This is a genomic window from Acinetobacter sp. YH12021 (genome assembly GCF_013420145.1).
Classification (GTDB): Bacteria; Pseudomonadota; Gammaproteobacteria; order Pseudomonadales; family Moraxellaceae; genus Acinetobacter; species Acinetobacter towneri.
Map to the genome: position 1 here is coordinate 138,185 of NZ_VOYT01000003.1, position 18,257 is coordinate 156,441.

Here is an 18,257-nt window from a genome sequence, read left to right on the forward strand (position 1 = left end):
TTACGTTTAAAAACCAACTAGAGTTGGCGACATATTTTTTCAGGCAAACTGATTTATGTACCTGAGGTACAATTAAACGCAACAGTTTGCTTTTTTGCCGATATAATAAGCCTTCGGCGTCGGCATAATTCTTTTGGGACCTGCTCGTATGTAGTGGGATGTTGGTTGATTGCTCTATTTCAGAAAAACCTGAAAAGATTCAACGTGAACCCACTGACGATGGTTTCCGTGCGCTGACTATATCAAACCTTGCATCATCTGCCTATGGGCTAAGTTTATGTTTCTTGTGTAAAGCATAGCCTAAATGATCAGTTTTTAATCAATTTTAGTATTTTATTAGGTCTCTTAACTGTATGAATTCTACCCAACAATGGCAAAGTGTCACTTGGTTTGAAGTGGATGAGCATCAAGCGGGTCAACGCATCGATAATTTTTTGTTTAGTCGTTTAAAAGGGGTGCCTAAAAGTCGCATCTATCGTTTGATTCGTGAAGGGCAGGTGCGGGTCAATAAAAAGCGCATTAAAGCAGAAACCAAACTGAATATTGGCGATCAAATTCGTGTGGCGCCGATTCGCTATGAACAAAAAGACGACAGTGCTGCTCCAATTTCAGACAAGGTGGCACAGGGTTTATTGAGCCGTGTGGTTTATGAAGATGAAGGCTTGATGGTGGTGAATAAACCTTCGGGCATTGCAGTCCATGGCGGCAGTGGCGTTGCCTACGGGTTGATTGAAGGCTTACGTGCTGCGACAGGTAAAAAATATTTGGAATTGATTCACCGTATTGACCGTGATACTTCAGGCTTGGTGATGATTTCCAAAAAACGCAGTACCTTAAAAACCCTGCAAGATTTATTGCGCGAACATAAAATCCAAAAAACTTATGCTGCGATTGTCAAAGGGCAGGTGAGTTTGGATCAACAATTGATTGATGCGCCGTTGCATCGTTATGAATTGGCGAATGGCGAACGTCGTGTACGTGTATCTAAAGAAGGTAAAGAGTCTAAAACCCAGTGGAATGTGGCTGAGCGTTTTATGCATGCAAGCTTGGTATATGCTTCGCCGTTGTCAGGACGTACCCATCAAATTCGTGTGCATGGTTTAAGCATTGGGCATCCGTTGGTGGGTGATGATAAATATGGTCATCAAACTGAATATCGGGGTCCTGCGCCACGTCGTTTGTGCTTACATGCCATGCGTTTGGAAATTCCAGGCTATCCTGTGATTGAAGCGCCTTTACCTGAAGATATGCAGAGTTTGGTGGCGCAGTTGAGAGCGCAAAAGGCGGATAAGCCGACGGCGCCACCTGAGTTTTAATTTTTGTAACTCTCTGTTGTGCGATAGCAGCTTGCTTCTTTTTAAAGATGAGGAACATTGTTTCGCAACAAGGAGATGAGGTTTTCAGGGGTAATTCACAGCCACATTTTATAGTTTTTAATTTAAATTTTTGGTGTATAGGCTATGCCTTACTTTTCAAAGATGAAAAGTAACAAAAAACTTTTGTTTCGCTGATGGAACATCTCTGTGCCACAGCGAAACGGCGACATCCATGTCGCCCTTCGCGTATCGAATATTTGTTGTGATATATGTGCTGATTCTTGGTCGTTTATCCTTTTGAGTTAAGGTAAAGCGAGGGAATTTAAAAGCCGAATCAAATTTAGGAACCTAATATGAACAAACCTGTAGAACTCATCATTTTTGATTGGGATGGCACCTTATTTAATTCCGTCGGTCAAATTGTGGCGAGTTTGCAGTTCGCAGCACAACAATTTCAGCAACCCCTGACCGATGCTGCGGCTAAAAGTATTATTGGTTTGGGTTTGCCTGAAGTGGCACAGCGTTTATTTCCTGAAGTGCCAGAGCTGCATCAAGCGATTTTGCAGTGCTATTCAGAACACTATGTCGAACACTCAAAAACCGATGCTTGGTTTGAGGGTGTGGCAGATATGCTCGATGAGTTGTCAGGTTTGGGACTGAAATTGGCAGTGGCAACAGGCAAAAGCCGTAAAGGTTTAGACCGAGTGTTGGCGCAAACCCAAAGTCAGGATTTGTTTGTGGCGACACGTGCTGCAAGTGAAACCAAATCTAAACCTGATCCTTTAATGCTGCAGGAAATTTTGAGCAGTACCGATGTGCAGGTCGGGCAAGCGATTATGGTGGGTGACACTTCTTACGATTTAGAAATGGCACAAAATATTGCTATGCCGCGTGTAGGCGTGAGTTATGGCGTGCATAGTGTAGAGGTGTTGCAGCGTTATCAGCCTTTAACCATTGCAGATGATGTGCCGAGTTTGCATGATTTTTTAGTGCAGCAATATCGTTTACGTCAGGCGAGTTAAACCCAGTAAAACAATTTAGATGAATTTGAAATTAGAGTAACTTGAAAAATTTCAGGTTGCTCTTTTTTTATGTACTTTTGGGAGCGTCATAAAAAGGCTTAGCTTTTAGTCTAAAGTTAGGATTAAGACATTTTAAGATTGCTGCGAATTGCCGAGTCAATGACTCGGAAAATAATGTCATAGCCTACAGACAACTGTTTTGCTTGCTTTTTATAAAAATAGATTAATAGCTAATAGCTATTGAAAAAAAGAAAATAAGTATTGGCATAAACCCGCCATTTTTCCGATTCTTAATCAGTTTACATACCTCTGAGCTGGATAGCTTGTCCTGAGAATGGACAAGATCGGGGTCATCATCCCTATTTTCTATTATTACCTTTCCAACATCTCGGGGTATATGCCCAATTTTTGCAGTTTAAGGAAACATTGATGTCGAATTCTGCTGTTGTTGAATCAGTTGCGCAAGCATTACGTACTGCCGAACTCTCTCAAACTGCGATTGCGCCAATCCGCCCAGAACTTGGTGGTGAAAGTGCTGACGTAGATATTGCCTATGCCGTTCAAGAAGTGAATACCGAACGTGCCTTAAAAGAAGGTCGTCGTTTGGTGGGGCGTAAAATTGGTTTGACCTCTAAAGTGGTTCAAGCACAACTGGGTGTAGATCAGCCTGACTTTGGCATGTTGTTTGCCGATATGGCTTATGGTGATGGTGAAGCGATTCCTGCAGGTTTGCTGATTCAGCCAAAAGTAGAAGCAGAAATTGCATTGGTGATTAACCAAGATCTAACCAAAGAAAAACACACGTATGCGGATATTATCAGCGCGACTGAATATGCCTTGCCTGCCATTGAAGTGGTCGATAGCCGTATTGAAAACTGGAAAATTAGTTTGATTGATACCGTGGCCGATAACGCATCTTCTGCTGCATTCGTTCTAGGTTCAAAACCAGTCAAGCTAGAAAATCTGGATTTGGTGAACTGCAAAATGGTGATGACCCGTGGTGAAGAAGTAGTTTCTCAAGGCGTGGGTAAAGCTTGTTTAGCAAATCCATTAAACGCTGCCGTGTGGTTAGCCGATGAAATGGTGCGCCGTGGTCGTCCATTGTTAAAAGGCGACATCATCTTAACTGGTGCTTTAGGTCCTATGGTTGTTGCACAGCCAGGTGAAGAATTTAAAGTCGAAATTGAAGGCTTTGGTTCAGTGACAGCTGCGTTTGCTGCGGAATAAATCGAGATTCTAAGAGAGTACATGCATGAAAAAGATTAAATGTGCAATGATTGGTCCAGGTAATATTGGTACAGATTTGCTTTATAAATTACAACGCAGTGAATGGTTAGAGCCTGTGTGGATGGTGGGAATTGACCCAACATCTGAAGGTCTAGCTCGTGCGGCAAAAATGGGTTTAAAAACCACAAGTGACGGTGTAGATGGTCTTCTTCCTCACGTACTTGAAGATGATATTAAAATTGCTTTTGATGCAACTTCCGCTTATGTGCATGCAGAAAACAGTCGCAAACTGAATGAACTTGGCGTGTTGATGATTGACTTAACGCCTGCAGCAATTGGCCCATTCTGCGTACCACCAGTGAACCTTGAAGCGTTGCTACAAGCGGGCGAAGTGCCAAACGTCAACATGGTGACTTGTGGTGGTCAGGCAACAATTCCTATGGTGGCTGCAGTTTCTCGTGTTCAACCTGTGGAATACGGTGAAATTATTGCAACGGTATCGACTAAATCTGTGGGGCCGGGTACACGTAAAAACATTGATGAATTTACCCGTACAACTGCAGGCGCGATTGAAGAAGTTGGCGGTGCAAAACAAGGTAAAGCCATCATCATCATTAACCCAGCTGAGCCACCATTAATGATGCGTGATACCGTTCACTGCTTGGTGGAAGGTGAGCCAGATCAGGCAGCGATTACAGCATCTGTGCATGCCATGATCAAAGAAGTGCAAAAATATGTACCGGGTTACAAACTTGTAAACGGCCCTGTTTTTGATGGCAACCGTGTTTCAATTTTCTTGGAAGTTGAAGGTTTGGGTGATTACTTGCCTAAATATGCAGGTAACCTAGACATTATGACTGCAGCGGCTGCACGTACTGCAGAAATGTTTGCAGAACACGTTTTCAAAACTGCTGAAGCTTAAGGAATACCAAAATGTCTAAGATTATTATTAATGATATGACTTTACGTGATGGTATGCACCCAATGCGCCATCAAACCACACCAGAGCAAATGGTTGCAATTGCCACTGCGTTGGATGATGCAGGTGTTCCTTTAATTGAAGTCACACACGGTGATGGCTTAGGTGGTAACTCTGTGAACTATGGTTTTGCAGCAGCTACTGATGAAGAATATCTGAAAGCAGTGATTCCAAACCTGAAACAGGCAAAAGTTTCTGCACTGTTATTGCCAGGTATTGGAACAGTTGATCATCTGAAAATGGCGCATGATGTAGGTGTGGCAACCATTCGTGTGGCGACACATTCGACTGAAGCAGACGTTTCTGAACAGCACATTACTGCAGCACGTAAACTGGGTATGGATACTGTGGGCTTCTTGATGATGGCGCACATGGCTTCTCCTGAAAAATTGCTCGAAGAAGCACAAAAAATGGTGTCTTACGGTGCAAACTGTATCTATGTAACAGATTCTGCAGGCTATATGTTGCCTCAAGATGTGACTGATCGCGTAGGTATTTTACGTGCCAACCTCGGCTCAGACATCGAAATTGGTTTCCATGGTCACCATAACTTGGGCATGGGCGTTGCGAACTCTGTATCGGCTGTGACCGCAGGTGCAACCCGTGTTGACTTGGCTTCGGCTGGTTTAGGTGCAGGCGCAGGTAATACACCACTTGAATTGTTTGTAGCGGTCGCAAACCGTATGCAAATGGAAACAGGTGTGGACTTGTTTAAAGTGCAGGATATTGCTGAAGACTTGATCATTCCAATGATGACGCATCAAATTCGTGCAGACCGTGATGCAGCAACTTTAGGTTATGCAGGTGTTTACTCATCGTTCCTATTGTTCGCAAAACGTGCCGAAGCAAAATATGGAGTATCTGCGCGTGAAATTCTACTTGAGCTTGGTCGTCGCGGTACGGTGGGCGGTCAGGAAGATATGATTGAAGACTTGGCATTGACTATGTCTAAAGCACGTGAAATGCAAGCCTAAGTTTTTAATATAAAGCAGGCTTGAATTAAGCACTCCAAATGCGTTTGGGGTGCTTTTTTATGCTGTGAAAGATGTAAAACGTGCTGAATTTTGTGCTGATTAAAATGTTTTTCTTATAAGTTGGGTTTATAGAAAATAACGCTAACACATGGGTTTAAAGTTAAAAAAGATTAATCCTTCACATGATGCAAAAAATAACAGCGTTTTTCACCTAAATTAAGCAGTGAATTCAAATAAAAATTCATTTAGTGAGGATTTTGAGCTTAATTTTTTATCGTTAAAAAGAATTAAAAAACTTGGAAAAAAGCTGCTCGATACAGAAAGTGCTGAATTTGTAGAAAAGCTTAATACTGTGGTCGGATTTTTTTCATGACAAGAGTTTTGCATGATGCCCAGATTCGCTTATTGGATGAATAGGAAAAACGCATGCATCGTCACAATTTATGGATAGCACTTTTTGCTGCGACAGCAACTTTAGGGACAACTGCAACTCAGGCAGATTTTATTGACGACAGCAATGTTCAATTTAAATTTAAGAATTTTTATTTAGATCGTCAAATTAAAGACAACCCTGCGGGGAACTTTGGTTCATGGTCACAAGCAGTCACCTTGGATGCTAAATCGGGTTATCACGATTTAGGCGTAATTCAGGTGGGTGCTGATCTTCTGGTTCAACACGCAGTAAAACTCAATGGTCGTGATAAAAATGCAGACTGGGTTTTGCCGCATGATGGTAAAGAGTCAAAAGATCATTTTGGTAAGGTCGGTGCAACTCTAAAAGTTAAATTTTCTGAAACTGAATTAAAAGTAGGTGACTTATTACCAATGTCACCTGTGGTGTTTTTTGACCCATCGCGTCAATTGTTAACGACTTATAGCGGTGCATGGTTAGAATCAAAGGATTTAAAAGATACTAAATTAACTTTGGCTTATTTAGACGGTATTAATGCACGTTATGATAACCAATACCAAGATTTTACGTTGTTCCCTCAAAATAATTTTTCTGCTGCTGAAGCGAATAAATTAAGCACAGACGATGGCATGTATCTTGTGGGAGTAGATCATCAATTTACCCCTAAAGTAGGTGGAAGTTATTGGTATGCGGATGTAACCAACATCTATCAACAACATTACGTCGCTGCAAACTATAAAACGACTTTGGCTGAAAAAACTAAGCTGGATACCCATGTACGCTATTTTGACAACAGCGAATCGGGTGACAAGCTGTATGGCAATATTGACAGCCAGGCCGTGTCTGCGGGTGCAAAAATCAACAATGGGATGCACACTGTACAGTTAGGTTATCAACAAATGTTTGGTGAGCACGGTACAAAAGCCCCAATGTTCCCGACCTTGGGCGGGTGGGTGCCGCAGCCTTACTTAGACAACTGGTCTGTGGCGAGCTTCATTCGTAAAGATGAGCGTTCTTGGAGTTTGGGTTATACCTATAATTTTGCTGATGTGGGTGTTCCTGGTTTAACAGCGACAGTACGTCATTTCCGCGGTGACAATATCGATCTGGGCGCAGGCAAGCCAGAAGGTAAAGAAAACGAAAATAACGTCATTGTGAACTATGTTGTGCCAGAAGGTAAGCTTAAAGGTTTAGGCTTTAATTATATGTTCATCGATACCAATTTTAACTTTGCGAATGACTTAGAAGAACACCGTATCGCCACGACTTACACTTATAAATTCTAAAGCTAGATAAAAATTAGAGCGGCTTTTTATAGTCGCTCTTTTTTTTAATATTTACTGAATAAATACCTTATATAAATTAAGACTTTTATTTTATTAAATTTATAAAATTCAAAGAGTTGTTTAATCGTTTTTTTGTGGGTTGTGATCGTAAATTTGTATCAGTTGATGCCGTGTGAACAGGTAATATAAGCCTGTAAAAGTAATGTTGAATGAGTCCACTTGACGTCAAATTCTATACCTAGAGCCAAACGCAAGCTAAAGACTGTACGAGGAGTATATATGAGCACTGTTCAAATCCCTGACTATACAACAGATCCATTCTTTGGCTTAGAAGATAAATGGATTGAAACAGCAGAAGGCGAATTAACGCATTATCATGAAGTGGGTGAAGGTACACCTATTCTATTTTTACACGGTTCAGGTACAGGCGTATCGGCTGCTGCAAACTGGTGGTTAAACTTGCCACAAATTGGTGAGCAAGCACGTTGTATCGCCATTGATACCATCGGCTATGGTCAAACTGTGGTTGCACCGGGCACACAATATGGCATCCGTGCATGGGTCGATCATGCTGTACGTACTTTAGATGCATTGGGCATTGAGAAAACTTGGTTGGTGGGTAACTCGTTGGGTGGCTGGTTGGCATTCCAGTTGGCATTGGATTACCCAGAGCGTGTTCTTGGTATTATCTCAATGGGTACAGGCGGTGCAAAACAGACTGCAGCCCTCAAAGCGCATGCAAATCCTGTATTGACTGAAGAAGGCATTAAAAAGACGCTTTCAATGTTCGTGGTAAATAAAGACTTGATTACAGATGAGTTGGTCAAAGTCCGTTTTGCTTCTGCAAAAAATGACTATGCTTCAGACCGTTTAATGGATGTTGTGGGCGCGCGTGACCGTGACCGTTTCGAGTTCCCACTCGACTTTGACAAAATGAAAGACATCACTGTGCCTGTATTGCTGATTCACGGTACACAAGATGTGGTGATTCCAGTATCGCGTACATGGGATATTTTAAATATTGTGCCACATGCCGATGCACACATTTTCAGCCAATGTGGTCACTGGTCACAGGTTGAAAAAGCGGAAGAATTTAACACTGTGATTAAAAACTACTTAACTGCACGTGGCGTAAATTAAGCGCAGTGAGGTAAAAAAGGATGGCAATTTGCCATCCTTTTTTATGGATGTTTTATGTACCCAATTTAGTGCTGAATAAAGCTCGCGACCAAGTTAATGCAAATGGCTAAAATGGTGGTATTAAAGCTATAAGCCAAAATAATATGTAGCGTGTTCAGTACCCGCATGGGTTGTGAGCTAATCGAGACATCGGCGGTTTGTGCAGATGTACCAATCACATAGCTGAAATATAAAAAGTCAGGATAGGTTGGATGCGACGTCTTGGGAAAATCCAAACCACCTTCTTGCTGCTGTTGCAGTGCCAAATAATAGTCATGCGCATAGTGAATCGCAAAAATGGTGTGCATAAAAAACCAAGCACATAAAATAGTGGTAATGGATAAAATAAAATGTCCCATGCGCACAAACTCACTTTGTGCAAATAAATTCACCTCGACAATGATCGCAATAAAGCACATCACTAAGGTTAGAAATACCAAGAATAAAATCAGCCATTTGCTGGCATCTTGTTGTTGGGCACGTTGTAAAATATGTGCATGATCGCTGTGCCACAAACTGCGCATGGTTAAAACCAAATAGCAGGAAATCGCGATATTCCAGCTAATCAATAAACAGCTTGACCATGACCATGCAGTGAGGGTCTGAAAAATAGCATACAGCACAATGGTAATCACAAAACTGATAAAAAAATAAGGACGATATTGAATCCCTGTTTTCATTCTGCTGAAGGGTGTTTTTATCATTCTTGATCCTTTCTGGATGTGCAATCTAAAGGTGTTACTGCCTGTTATCATCGGCTTAATTTTAGAAAATAGCGATGGGGTGCCTATTTTAACTTATTAGACTTAAGTTGTAATTTGCAGGAAATGTGGTAGCGAAGCGAGGAAAAAGCAGACTGCAAAAATGCGAATGTTTGAGTGTAAGAATGAGCAGTAGTTCAGAAAAAGATTAAAAAAATAAGTTTAGACTTAAGTCTAAAGCTTTGTTTTAGCATTTAGGATGCACAAAAAAAGTGCTTACTACATCAAGCAGCAAGCACTTTTGAAAGGTTGAAAAACGCGAGTGGTTTTAGAATTATTGTTCGCGGTTGATGTCCAAATAGAACACACGTGTGAGCAGTTCCATAAATTTCTGTACCGCAGCGGAATGGCTGTTTTTGCCGTAGCTGACGTATAAATCTAAATGTGGAAGTTCTACATCAAGTGGACGGATGACGGTATTTTCCATGGTTAGCGGAGCAACATAGCCCGGTAAAATGGTGCAACCCAAGCCCATACCAATCGAGTTGATATTAAATAAAATGTTGTCAGCTTTTTGCACAATGTTTAGTTCAATGTTGTGCTGTTTGGCAAAATCGACAATCAGGTGATGCAGATTATACGAAGCTTCTGCCGAAGGAATAATAAAATCAATACCATTCAATGCTTTGACAGGAATGCGTTCGTATTTTGCTAACGGATGATCTTTGGGCAAAATAAAAATTAACGGTTCACGCAGTACAAACTGGCTCTCAATTTCATCACTGTTGATATTGTGGCGGGTAAAGGTGATATCGAGTTCACCTTTTTTAATCATTTTCATTTGCTCAGTGTTGTTCAAACTTAGCAATTCAATTTTTAATTCTGGGTTTTGTACTCGTAAATTAGGCAGTACAAAAGGGAAAATTTTCATTTCTGCCACAGGAACAAAGCCAATACGCAGCATTTTCTGTTTGGCTTGTGACACCTGACGTGCCATGGCAACCGCTTTGTCGGCTTGCGCCAAAGTCAGACGCGCCTGTTCTAAAAATACAGCACCTTCTTCGGTTAGCTCGACTTTACGTTTGGTACGGTTGAGTAGCTTAACGCCGACATCTTCTTCTAAATCTTTAATTTGCTGACTCAGCGAAGGTTGAGCCGTATAAAGTTTAAGTGCGGCTTTACTGAAGTTGAGTTCTTCAGCAACGGTAATGAAGTAGCGAAGGTGACGTAATTCCATACAACCATTCCAAAGATTAATTCAAAATATGTCTAATTATAGATTAATAAAAGAATGATCTATAAACAACTATTCGGTGAGAATTATTGTGTCATTCACGAAGTAAATAGGGTTTCATCATTATGCAACGATTTAAATGCAAAATATAATGTTGGATTAATCTATAAAAACTATTAATTGAAACAAAAAAAATATTTCACTAAACGTCCCTAAAAAACCATTATCCATCAAAAGTTGAGTCTATTTACTTTGTGCCGTTGTTGGTCACAGGAGAGCTTTTCATGAGTGGAAAAATTGATGTGCGCGAAATCGACGCTTTGGTCGATGCACAAAATGGACGTATCACTCCATCTATTTATACAGATCCAGATATCTACGAATTAGAACTTGAACGTGTGTTCGGCCGTACGTGGTTGTTCCTGTGTCATGAAAGCCAAATTCCTAAAGCTGGCGACTTCTTCAACACCTACATGGGTGAAGATCCAATTATTGTGGCACGTCAAAAAGACGGTTCAATCAAAGCATTTTTAAACCAGTGCCGTCACCGTTCTATGCGTGTGAGCTTTGCAGACTGTGGTAATACCCGTGCATTTACTTGCCCATATCACGGTTGGTCTTACGGTATTGATGGTTCACTCAAAGATATTCCTTTAGAAGAACGTGCGTATCCACAAGGTGCTTGTAAAGAGCAATGGGGCTTGGTGGAAGTCAACCGCGTGAAGTCTTACAAAGGCTTGATCTTTGGTTGCTGGGATGAAACCACTCCAGACCTAGAAGAATATATGGGCGACATCGCTTGGTACTTAGATGGCGTGATTGACCGTCGTCCGGGTGGTACTGAAATTATTGGTGGCGTACACAAGTGGGAAATTGACTGTAACTGGAAATTTGCTGCAGAACAGTTTGCTTCTGACCAATATCACGCTTTGTTCTCACACGCCTCTGCGATTCAGGTACTTGGTGCAAAACCAGATGATGACAGCAGCAAACAATTAGGTGCAGCGCAAACAGCTCGTCCTGTTTGGGAAACTGCCAAAGATGCGATTCAGTATGGTTCACGTGGTCACGGTTCAGGTTTCTTCTTTACAGAAAAACCAGATGCAAACGTATGGGTTGACGGTGAAGTTGCCAACTATTTCCGTGAAACTTACGAAGAAGTGAAAGAGCGTTTAGGCGAAGTACGTGCCTTACGTCTTGCAGGTCACAACACCATGTTCCCAACACTGTCTTGGTTGAACGGTACTGCAACACTGCGCGTATGGCATCCACGTGGTCCAAACAAAACTGAAGTATGGGCATTCTGTATTGCCGATGCTGAAGCACCTCAAGACGTGAAAGAAGCATTTGAGCGTTCTGCAACACGTGCTTTCGGTCCTGCAGGTTTCTTAGAGCAAGATGACTCTGAAAACTGGATTGAAATTCAAAAAGTATTGCGCGGCTATAAAGCACGTCAAAACAAGCTCATTGTCGAAATGGGTAAAGGCAACGAAAAAGTACGTGAAGATGGTATTCCAGGAATCACCAACTACATTTTCTCTGAAACTGCAGCACGTGGTATGTACCGCCGTTGGGCAGACTTGCTGATCCATGAAAAATGGGAAGACGTTGAAAAAGCAGCTGACGAATACGAGAAGGAGCTAATGAAATGAGTCAAATCAGTTTAGAACTTCAACATGAAGTGAGCCAATTCTTGTATCGCGAAGCAAAATTGCTGGACGACTGGAAATTCCGTGAGTGGTTAGACCTCATGGCAGAAGACATTTCTTATACCTTGCGTACCACACCAAATGCGCAAACTCGTGACCGTCGTCGTTCAGTTGAACCACCTACAACTTGGGTGTTCAACGACAACAAACACTTGCTTGAGCGCCGTGTTGCACGTCTGGAAACAGGTATGGCATGGGCTGAAGAACCTCCGTCACGTACCACGCATATGGTCAGCAACGTGATTGTTGAAGCGACAGAGGTCGAAGGTGAATACGACGTACACGTGACTTACTTGTTGTACCGTACTCAAAAAGAGAAAGACGTGACTATTTACTGTGGTAAGCGCCATGACAAAATCCGTCGTGTTGAAGGTGGCTTAGGCTTCCAGATCTTCAACCGTAAGATTGTACTTGACCAAGTAACCTATAACTCACACAACCTGAGTGTATTCTTCTAATGAATAAAATCTTTGTTTGCCAAGTTGACGAATTAGACGAAGGCGAAGCGTTAAAAGTGGATTGCGGTGTGAACGGTATTGAAGCACTGGCAGTATTCAACAACGGTGGTGAGTTCTTTGCCATGAATGACCGTTGTTCACACGGCAATGCCTCAATGTCTGAAGGTTATCTTGAAGATGATGGCACAGTTGAATGCCCACTGCATTCTGCACGCTTCTGTTTAAAGACTGGTCAAGCATTATGCTTGCCAGCCACCGACCCGATTCAAACTTTCCCTGTGGTGGTTGAAGACGGCGCGTTATATGTAGAAATGGCAGGAGAGTAAGCATGGGTTGGCTAAAAGGCGAAGTGGCACTGATTACAGGTGGCGGTTCTGGTTTAGGTTGGGCTTTGGTCGAGCGCTTTCTTGAAGAAGGTGCGCATGTGGGCGTGTTACAGCGCTCACAATCTAAAGTCGATGCCTTAAAAGAACGTTTTGGTGATCAAATCGTGGCAGTCGCTGGTGATGTTGCCAACTATGCAGACAATGTCCGTGCTGTGCAGGCCACTGTGGAGCGTTTTGGAAAGCTGGATTGCTTTATTGGCAATGCAGGGATTTGGGATCACTACGCAGATATCGTCAATACTTCTGGTGAGCAGCTTGAAAAAGCCTTTGATGAAATCATGGGCATCAATACCAAGGCGTTAATCTTGGGGGCAAAAGCAGCACTGGATGAGTTGGTGAAATCTGAAGGTTCTATCATCTTAACCTTATCCAATTCTGCGCTGTATTCTTCAGGCGGTGGTCCTGTTTACACTGCATCTAAACATGCAGGTGTTGGCATCATGAAAGAGTTGGCTTATGAATTGGCACCTAAAGTACGTGTTAATGCTGTTGCGCCTTCAGCGATGAATGTCAATATTAAGGGCGCAGCATCTTTAGGTCAGGAAAACCTAGGCTTACTCGATGCACGTGATCCTGAAAAAATTGCACGCGGTATGCCGCTGAATTTCTTGCCTGAGCCAGAAGACATGACTGGTTCGTATGTGCTCTTGGCATCGCGTCAAAATAACCGTGCGCTGACTGGCGTTCTGATCAATGCAGAATGTGGTTTGGGTATTCGTGGTTTGCGTCAACCACGTGCAGGTTTTTTTGACGAATAAAATTGAGTCTAAATTCAATAGACGAATCGGCAGCCTTTCTCTGGGCTGCCTTCCTTATTTAGGAGTCTTTCATGGCCGTTAAACTCATTTGTGCATCGCACAGTCCTTTAATGGAATTTGCAACACCGCAAGATCAATCTAAAGAACAAAAAGTTCGTGCTGCCTTTGAGCAACTTTCTGCCGAAGTCAAAGCATACGATCCAACCCTGATCATTACCTTTGGTCCAGACCATTTCAACGGTTTCTTTTATGATTTGATGCCAAGTTTCTGTGTCGGTATTCGTGCTACGGCTGCGGGTGACTGGGACTACGGCAAAGACAACAACCGTATTGATGTGCCTGAAGACAAAGCCTTGGCAATGGTGCGCCGTGTGTTGGATGAAGGTGTAGATGTTGCATACTCGTATCGCATGCAGGCCGACCATGGGGTGACTCAGCCATTACACTTTTTGTGTGAAGGGCAGCTAGATCGTTATCCAACCATTCCCGTGTTTATTAATGGCGCTGCAGCGCCGATGCCAACCACCAAGCGTACCATTGCTTTGGGGCGTGCTGTGGGTCAATTTATCAAGTCGTTGAATCTTGAAAATGAGCGCGTTTTGGTCTTGGGTACAGGTGGTCTTTCACACGATCCACCAACGCCACAAATGGGTTCAGTACCGCCTGAAGTTGAAGAATTTTTAATTGCAGGTCGTAATCCAAGCCCTGAAGCACGTCATGCACGTCAGGCCAAAGTGATTGCAGTCGGTCAGAAACTTGCTGCAGGCGATACTTCTGTGGCTGTACCGTTAAGCCCTGAGTGGGATATTGCCTTGCTTGAAAAATTCAAACAGGCAGACTTTGCAGCTATGGAAGCCATGACCGAAGCTGAAATTCGTCGAGATGGTGGTCGTGGTGGTCAGGAAGTCCGTTCGTGGATGGCTGCTTTTGCTGCGTTAGATGAACTGGGTGCGTATGAAATGACCACGCATTGCTATGAAGATATTAGTGAGTGGATTGCGGGCTTTGGCATCGTATCTGCCGAGTTAAAAGGTTAAGCCCATGAGTGTAGAAACAATTGTGATTGTGGGGGCAGGTCAGGCAGGGGCAAGTGCCATTCTTGAGCTGCGCGGCAATCAATATGCAGGCAACATCATCTTAATTGGCGATGAAATACATTTGCCTTATGAGCGTCCACCGCTGTCTAAAGATGTGATTTTGCGTCCTGAAGAAACCAAAATCGAGATTCTGTCGGAAGAAAAATTGGCAGAACTAGGTGTGACCACTATTCGTGGCAATGGCGTGAGCAAAATCAATGCCGAAGCACATACGGTTGAATTGCAAAATGGTGAGGTTATTGCCTACGACAAGTTGTTACTTGCCACAGGCGGTGCTGCACGTCGCTTGCCAAATTTTGATGCCTTAGGTAAACACGTTTACACGTTGCGTAATCTTGAAGACTCGCAAGCCTTAGTCCCTGTATTACAAGCGGGTCGTCGCATCATCTTAATTGGTGGTGGTGTGATTGGTTTAGAGTTGGCATCTTCAGCACGTTTTAAAGACTGTCAGGTAACTGTCATTGAAATGGGACCAATGGTGATGGGACGTTCATCACCACTCATCTTGAGTGAGTTTTTACTGCAACAGCAGTTATTGGCAGGAGTTGATGTACGTCTGTCTACGCAAATTGCAGATTGCAAGCTAGATGGTGAAGAAATTGTCGTGACCCTAGAAGGTGGCGAAGAACTACGTGCCGATGCGGTGATTTACGGTATTGGGATTATTCCAAACGCACAATTGGCAGTTGAAGCAGGTTTAGATGCAGACTTTGCCGTGCATGTGAATGAAAACTGTCAAACTTCAAACCCAGACATTTATGCCGCGGGTGATGTCGCGTCACAACTGCGTGAATGTGGCAATCATCGCCGTGTAGAAACTTGGGAAAATGCTAACCTGCAAGCAGGTATCTTCGCGCGTCATGTGATGGGCGTTGAACATCCTGTAGCCAATCCCGCTTGGTTCTGGACTGATCAACTCGACATTAACTACCAATTTGTAGGAGATATGTCAGCAGCAGAATGGCATGTGCGTGGTGAGATGGATGCTGCCAACCGCAGTGAGTCTTCATTCGTATTGTTTGGTGTGACCGATGGCGTGATTGTCGGCGGAATTACCGTCAACTCAGCCAAAGATATGCGTCACTTGAAAAAGCTGATTGCTAAACAAGCTGCTTTTGAAGCAGACAAATATTTAGATGTGAGCCAAGACCTTCGCAAATTGGTGAAGTAAGCTTGAACTGATGAAAAACAGACCTGAGGCAACTTGGGTCTGTTTTTTATCTGCCGAAGAAAAGTGTCCATTTTATGTTGAGCAAGCGATGAATACGAATACATCTCCTGTTGTGGTAACCGCCAGTATTTATGCCTTATTGGTATTAATCTGGGCGACCACGCCATTGGCGATTGTCTGGAGTGTGCAGGAAATTCATCCAATGTGGGTTTTGATTATCCGCTACTTTGGGGCTTCCGTGATTGCGCTATGCTTGCTCAAACTCATGCGCGATCCACTGCCTTTTGATCACACCTCAATGAAAAGCTATTTGGCGGGTAGTCTGAATTTAATTGGTGCACAGCTATTTATTTACTTGGCTGCCAATTATTTAACTTCAGGCTTAATGGCGCTGATTTTTGGCTTTTCTCCTTTAATCGCAGGCTTGATTGGTCATGTGATTTTACGCACACAAAAATTGATTGCCTTACAGTGGACAGGTATGGCAATTGCGATTGCAGGACTCAGCTTTGTCTTTGCAGACTCTGCCGACAGCAAAGTGAATCCATGGGGCGTGGTGTTGATGTTTATCAGTATGCTGTCCTATATCAGCTCAATTTTTTGGGTCAAACAAATCAATGCTCCTTTAAAGCCGATGTCACAAGCCACAGGCTCTTTATTGGTATCATCGGCAGGGTCATTGTTATTAATTCCCTTTATTTGGTCGCATTTCCCGACTCAAATGCCAAGTAGCCAAGCCATGATTGGTTTTGTATTTACCATGATCATGTCGTCTATTGTCGCCATGCTGTGTTATTTCTGGCTGATTCGTCGTTTAAATGCCTCAACCGTATCTTTAAGTAATGTGATGACTCCCATCATCGCGTTAATTTTAGGTGCGACCTTAAATAATGAACACATCAGCATGAATGCGTTTATTGGCATTGCCGTGGTGATGTTCGGGATTGTGATGTATTTCTGGAAAGAATGGCGCGAACAATATTTTGCTAAACGCTAAGCTCGCATTGCTTTACCCGTGTTTAGGTTTTTCTAAAGCCTCGTTTATCTGAGGTGTAAATTTCCGATCATTAACCCGCTGTCGATACGACTTTTTTCTCAAAACAACAAAAACATAAAGGAAATTGCCTGCTTGATTTCGCTACTATGCGTGATAGAGTCAACACATGAACCAAAGCTGTGTTTTTTTCTGAACAGATCAGGATAAAAAGCATCATGGTAGATGCGCTATATATTATTGGGCTTACATGAACAACGTGGAACAAAAGCATTTTCAACTGCCAACGGAAGCCTGTTGGTCGCATACTTGGCGTAAACCCAAGCTGCAGTTTTTGCCTTCAAATCATTATGATGGAGCGCAGTTTTTTAATCCGATTGCGTGTCCTGAGGGGCGCAGCCAAACTGATTTATTGAAATGGTTGCTAAAACGCAAATCGAACAGTTGGAATGTCAATCCGCAACAAGAAGCACAGCAATTTTTTACAGCGCCAAGTGCTTTGCCACAATTACGTCCACACGCCAGTTTGGATGATTGGCAAGTTTGGTTTGTGGGGCATGCAACGGTGCTGATTCAAATTGGACCGTATAACTTTTTAACCGATCCAGTCTGGGCAGAGCATGCCAGTCCGAAACAGGGGCGAGGGCCTAAACGTGCCTGTCCTGCAGGGATTGCACTGGAAGATTTACCGACCATTCATGCCGTCTTCTTAAGCCATAACCATTATGACCACATGGATTTAGCCACCTTAAAATGGCTCAATCACAAATTTGCCATGCCTATTTATACAGGTTTGGGCAATAGTTGGTATTTACCACCAGACTTGCATGTGATTGAAATGGATTGGTGGCAGTCGGCTTTGTTTAAAGAGTTGAAAATTGTGTACACTCCTGCACAACATGGTTCTGGACGTGGCGCACGCGATCAGAACATGGCGTTATGGGGTGGTTTTTCTATTTTACATGGGCAAGATCATTGCTTCTTTGCGGGTGATACGGGTTATTCGCCACACTTTAAAGAAATTCAAACCCGTATGGGCGCACCACGTGTGGCACTTTTACCTATAGGTTCTTACGAGCCACGGAATCTGATGCGTTATATGCATATGAACCCTGAAGATGCCTTTCAGGCCCATAAAGATTTACATTCCAAATGTTCTTTGGCCATTCATTACCGCACTTTTGAGCTGACCGATGAAGGGCGTGAGCAACCAGAGGCAGACTTGCATCATGCCATGAAGCGTTCATCTAAATTAATGAATCCGTTTTATTGTATTCGTGAGGGTAAGAAATTAATTGTTTAATCTTTTAAAAACTTGACCTTAAATAAAAGTGACACGCTACTTTTCACGCTA

17 protein-coding genes are annotated in these 18,257 nt (G+C 42.8%); 15 read left to right on the plus strand and 2 right to left on the minus strand.

Annotated elements, in window-relative coordinates; genetic code table 11:
* Positions 1-353: 353 nt before the first annotated feature.
* From FTT91_RS04665 to FTT91_RS04695, 7 genes are all read left to right on the plus strand, one after another.
* Positions 354-1,316 (plus strand): RluA family pseudouridine synthase, encoded by a 963-nt coding sequence (locus FTT91_RS04665; protein ID WP_154321085.1) that lies wholly within the window; start codon positions 354-356, stop codon positions 1,314-1,316.
* A 353-nt stretch (positions 1,317-1,669) separates the two neighbouring features.
* Positions 1,670-2,338 carry an HAD-IA family hydrolase gene (locus FTT91_RS04670; protein ID WP_154321084.1) on the plus strand — a complete coding sequence of 223 codons (669 nt, stop codon included), beginning with the start codon at positions 1,670-1,672 and terminating at the stop codon, positions 2,336-2,338.
* A gap of 429 nt (positions 2,339-2,767) precedes the next feature.
* On the plus strand, positions 2,768-3,565 hold the full coding sequence (locus FTT91_RS04675; protein WP_004976036.1) for a 2-keto-4-pentenoate hydratase: 798 nt from the start codon (positions 2,768-2,770) through the stop codon (positions 3,563-3,565).
* 25 nt (positions 3,566-3,590) lie between these two features.
* Complete coding sequence (locus FTT91_RS04680; RefSeq protein WP_096901306.1) at positions 3,591-4,487, plus strand: acetaldehyde dehydrogenase (acetylating); 897 nt, start codon at positions 3,591-3,593, stop codon at positions 4,485-4,487.
* 11 nt (positions 4,488-4,498) lie between these two features.
* The gene (dmpG, locus tag FTT91_RS04685; RefSeq protein WP_004976038.1) at positions 4,499-5,518 is read left to right on the plus strand and encodes a 4-hydroxy-2-oxovalerate aldolase; all 1,020 of its coding nucleotides are present in this window, start codon (positions 4,499-4,501) and stop codon (positions 5,516-5,518) included.
* Between the two features lie 426 nt (positions 5,519-5,944).
* On the plus strand, positions 5,945-7,216 hold the full coding sequence (locus FTT91_RS04690; RefSeq protein WP_180169059.1) for an OprD family outer membrane porin: 1,272 nt from the start codon (positions 5,945-5,947) through the stop codon (positions 7,214-7,216).
* A gap of 279 nt (positions 7,217-7,495) precedes the next feature.
* On the plus strand, positions 7,496-8,356 hold the full coding sequence (locus FTT91_RS04695) for an alpha/beta fold hydrolase (RefSeq protein ID WP_004976044.1): 861 nt from the start codon (positions 7,496-7,498) through the stop codon (positions 8,354-8,356).
* A gap of 65 nt (positions 8,357-8,421) precedes the next feature.
* Here FTT91_RS04695 and FTT91_RS04700 read toward each other — a convergent pair whose 3' ends face one another.
* On the minus strand, positions 8,422-9,099 hold the full coding sequence (locus FTT91_RS04700; protein ID WP_096901303.1) for a DUF1345 domain-containing protein: 678 nt from the start codon (positions 9,097-9,099) through the stop codon (positions 8,422-8,424).
* A gap of 331 nt (positions 9,100-9,430) precedes the next feature.
* A complete protein-coding gene (gene hcaR / locus FTT91_RS04705) occupies positions 9,431-10,333 on the minus strand; it encodes a DNA-binding transcriptional regulator HcaR (RefSeq protein WP_004976051.1) in 903 nt (300 codons plus the stop codon).
* Between the two features lie 281 nt (positions 10,334-10,614).
* Here hcaR and hcaE point away from each other — a divergent pair, with 281 nt between their 5' ends.
* The 8 genes from hcaE to FTT91_RS04745 all read left to right on the plus strand — a co-directional run bounded on the left by hcaE (position 10,615) and on the right by FTT91_RS04745 (position 18,206).
* Positions 10,615-11,982, plus strand: a complete 1,368-nt coding sequence (hcaE, locus tag FTT91_RS04710; RefSeq protein WP_004976053.1) for a 3-phenylpropionate/cinnamic acid dioxygenase subunit alpha — start codon at positions 10,615-10,617, stop codon at positions 11,980-11,982.
* Complete coding sequence (gene hcaF, locus FTT91_RS04715; RefSeq protein ID WP_104853007.1) at positions 11,979-12,497, plus strand: 3-phenylpropionate/cinnamic acid dioxygenase subunit beta; 519 nt, start codon at positions 11,979-11,981, stop codon at positions 12,495-12,497. Before hcaE ends, hcaF begins: the two co-directional genes overlap by 4 nt.
* A complete protein-coding gene (hcaC, locus tag FTT91_RS04720; protein WP_004976057.1) occupies positions 12,497-12,823 on the plus strand; it encodes a 3-phenylpropionate/cinnamic acid dioxygenase ferredoxin subunit in 327 nt (108 codons plus the stop codon). The genes hcaF and hcaC overlap by 1 nt, the downstream gene beginning before the upstream one ends.
* A gap of 2 nt (positions 12,824-12,825) precedes the next feature.
* Positions 12,826-13,641, plus strand: a complete 816-nt coding sequence (gene hcaB / locus FTT91_RS04725; RefSeq protein ID WP_004976058.1) for a 3-phenylpropionate-dihydrodiol/cinnamic acid-dihydrodiol dehydrogenase — start codon at positions 12,826-12,828, stop codon at positions 13,639-13,641.
* Between the two features lie 71 nt (positions 13,642-13,712).
* Complete coding sequence (locus FTT91_RS04730; protein ID WP_004976064.1) at positions 13,713-14,678, plus strand: 3-carboxyethylcatechol 2,3-dioxygenase; 966 nt, start codon at positions 13,713-13,715, stop codon at positions 14,676-14,678.
* 4 nt (positions 14,679-14,682) lie between these two features.
* On the plus strand, positions 14,683-15,909 hold the full coding sequence (gene hcaD, locus FTT91_RS04735; protein WP_180169060.1) for a 3-phenylpropionate/cinnamic acid dioxygenase ferredoxin--NAD(+) reductase subunit: 1,227 nt from the start codon (positions 14,683-14,685) through the stop codon (positions 15,907-15,909).
* A gap of 88 nt (positions 15,910-15,997) precedes the next feature.
* The gene (locus FTT91_RS04740) at positions 15,998-16,906 is read left to right on the plus strand and encodes a DMT family transporter (protein ID WP_179991223.1); all 909 of its coding nucleotides are present in this window, start codon (positions 15,998-16,000) and stop codon (positions 16,904-16,906) included.
* A gap of 247 nt (positions 16,907-17,153) precedes the next feature.
* Positions 17,154-18,206: an MBL fold metallo-hydrolase gene (locus FTT91_RS04745; protein WP_180051871.1), complete on the plus strand. Its 1,053-nt coding sequence runs from the start codon at positions 17,154-17,156 to the stop codon at positions 18,204-18,206.
* Positions 18,207-18,257: the final 51 nt, after the last annotated feature.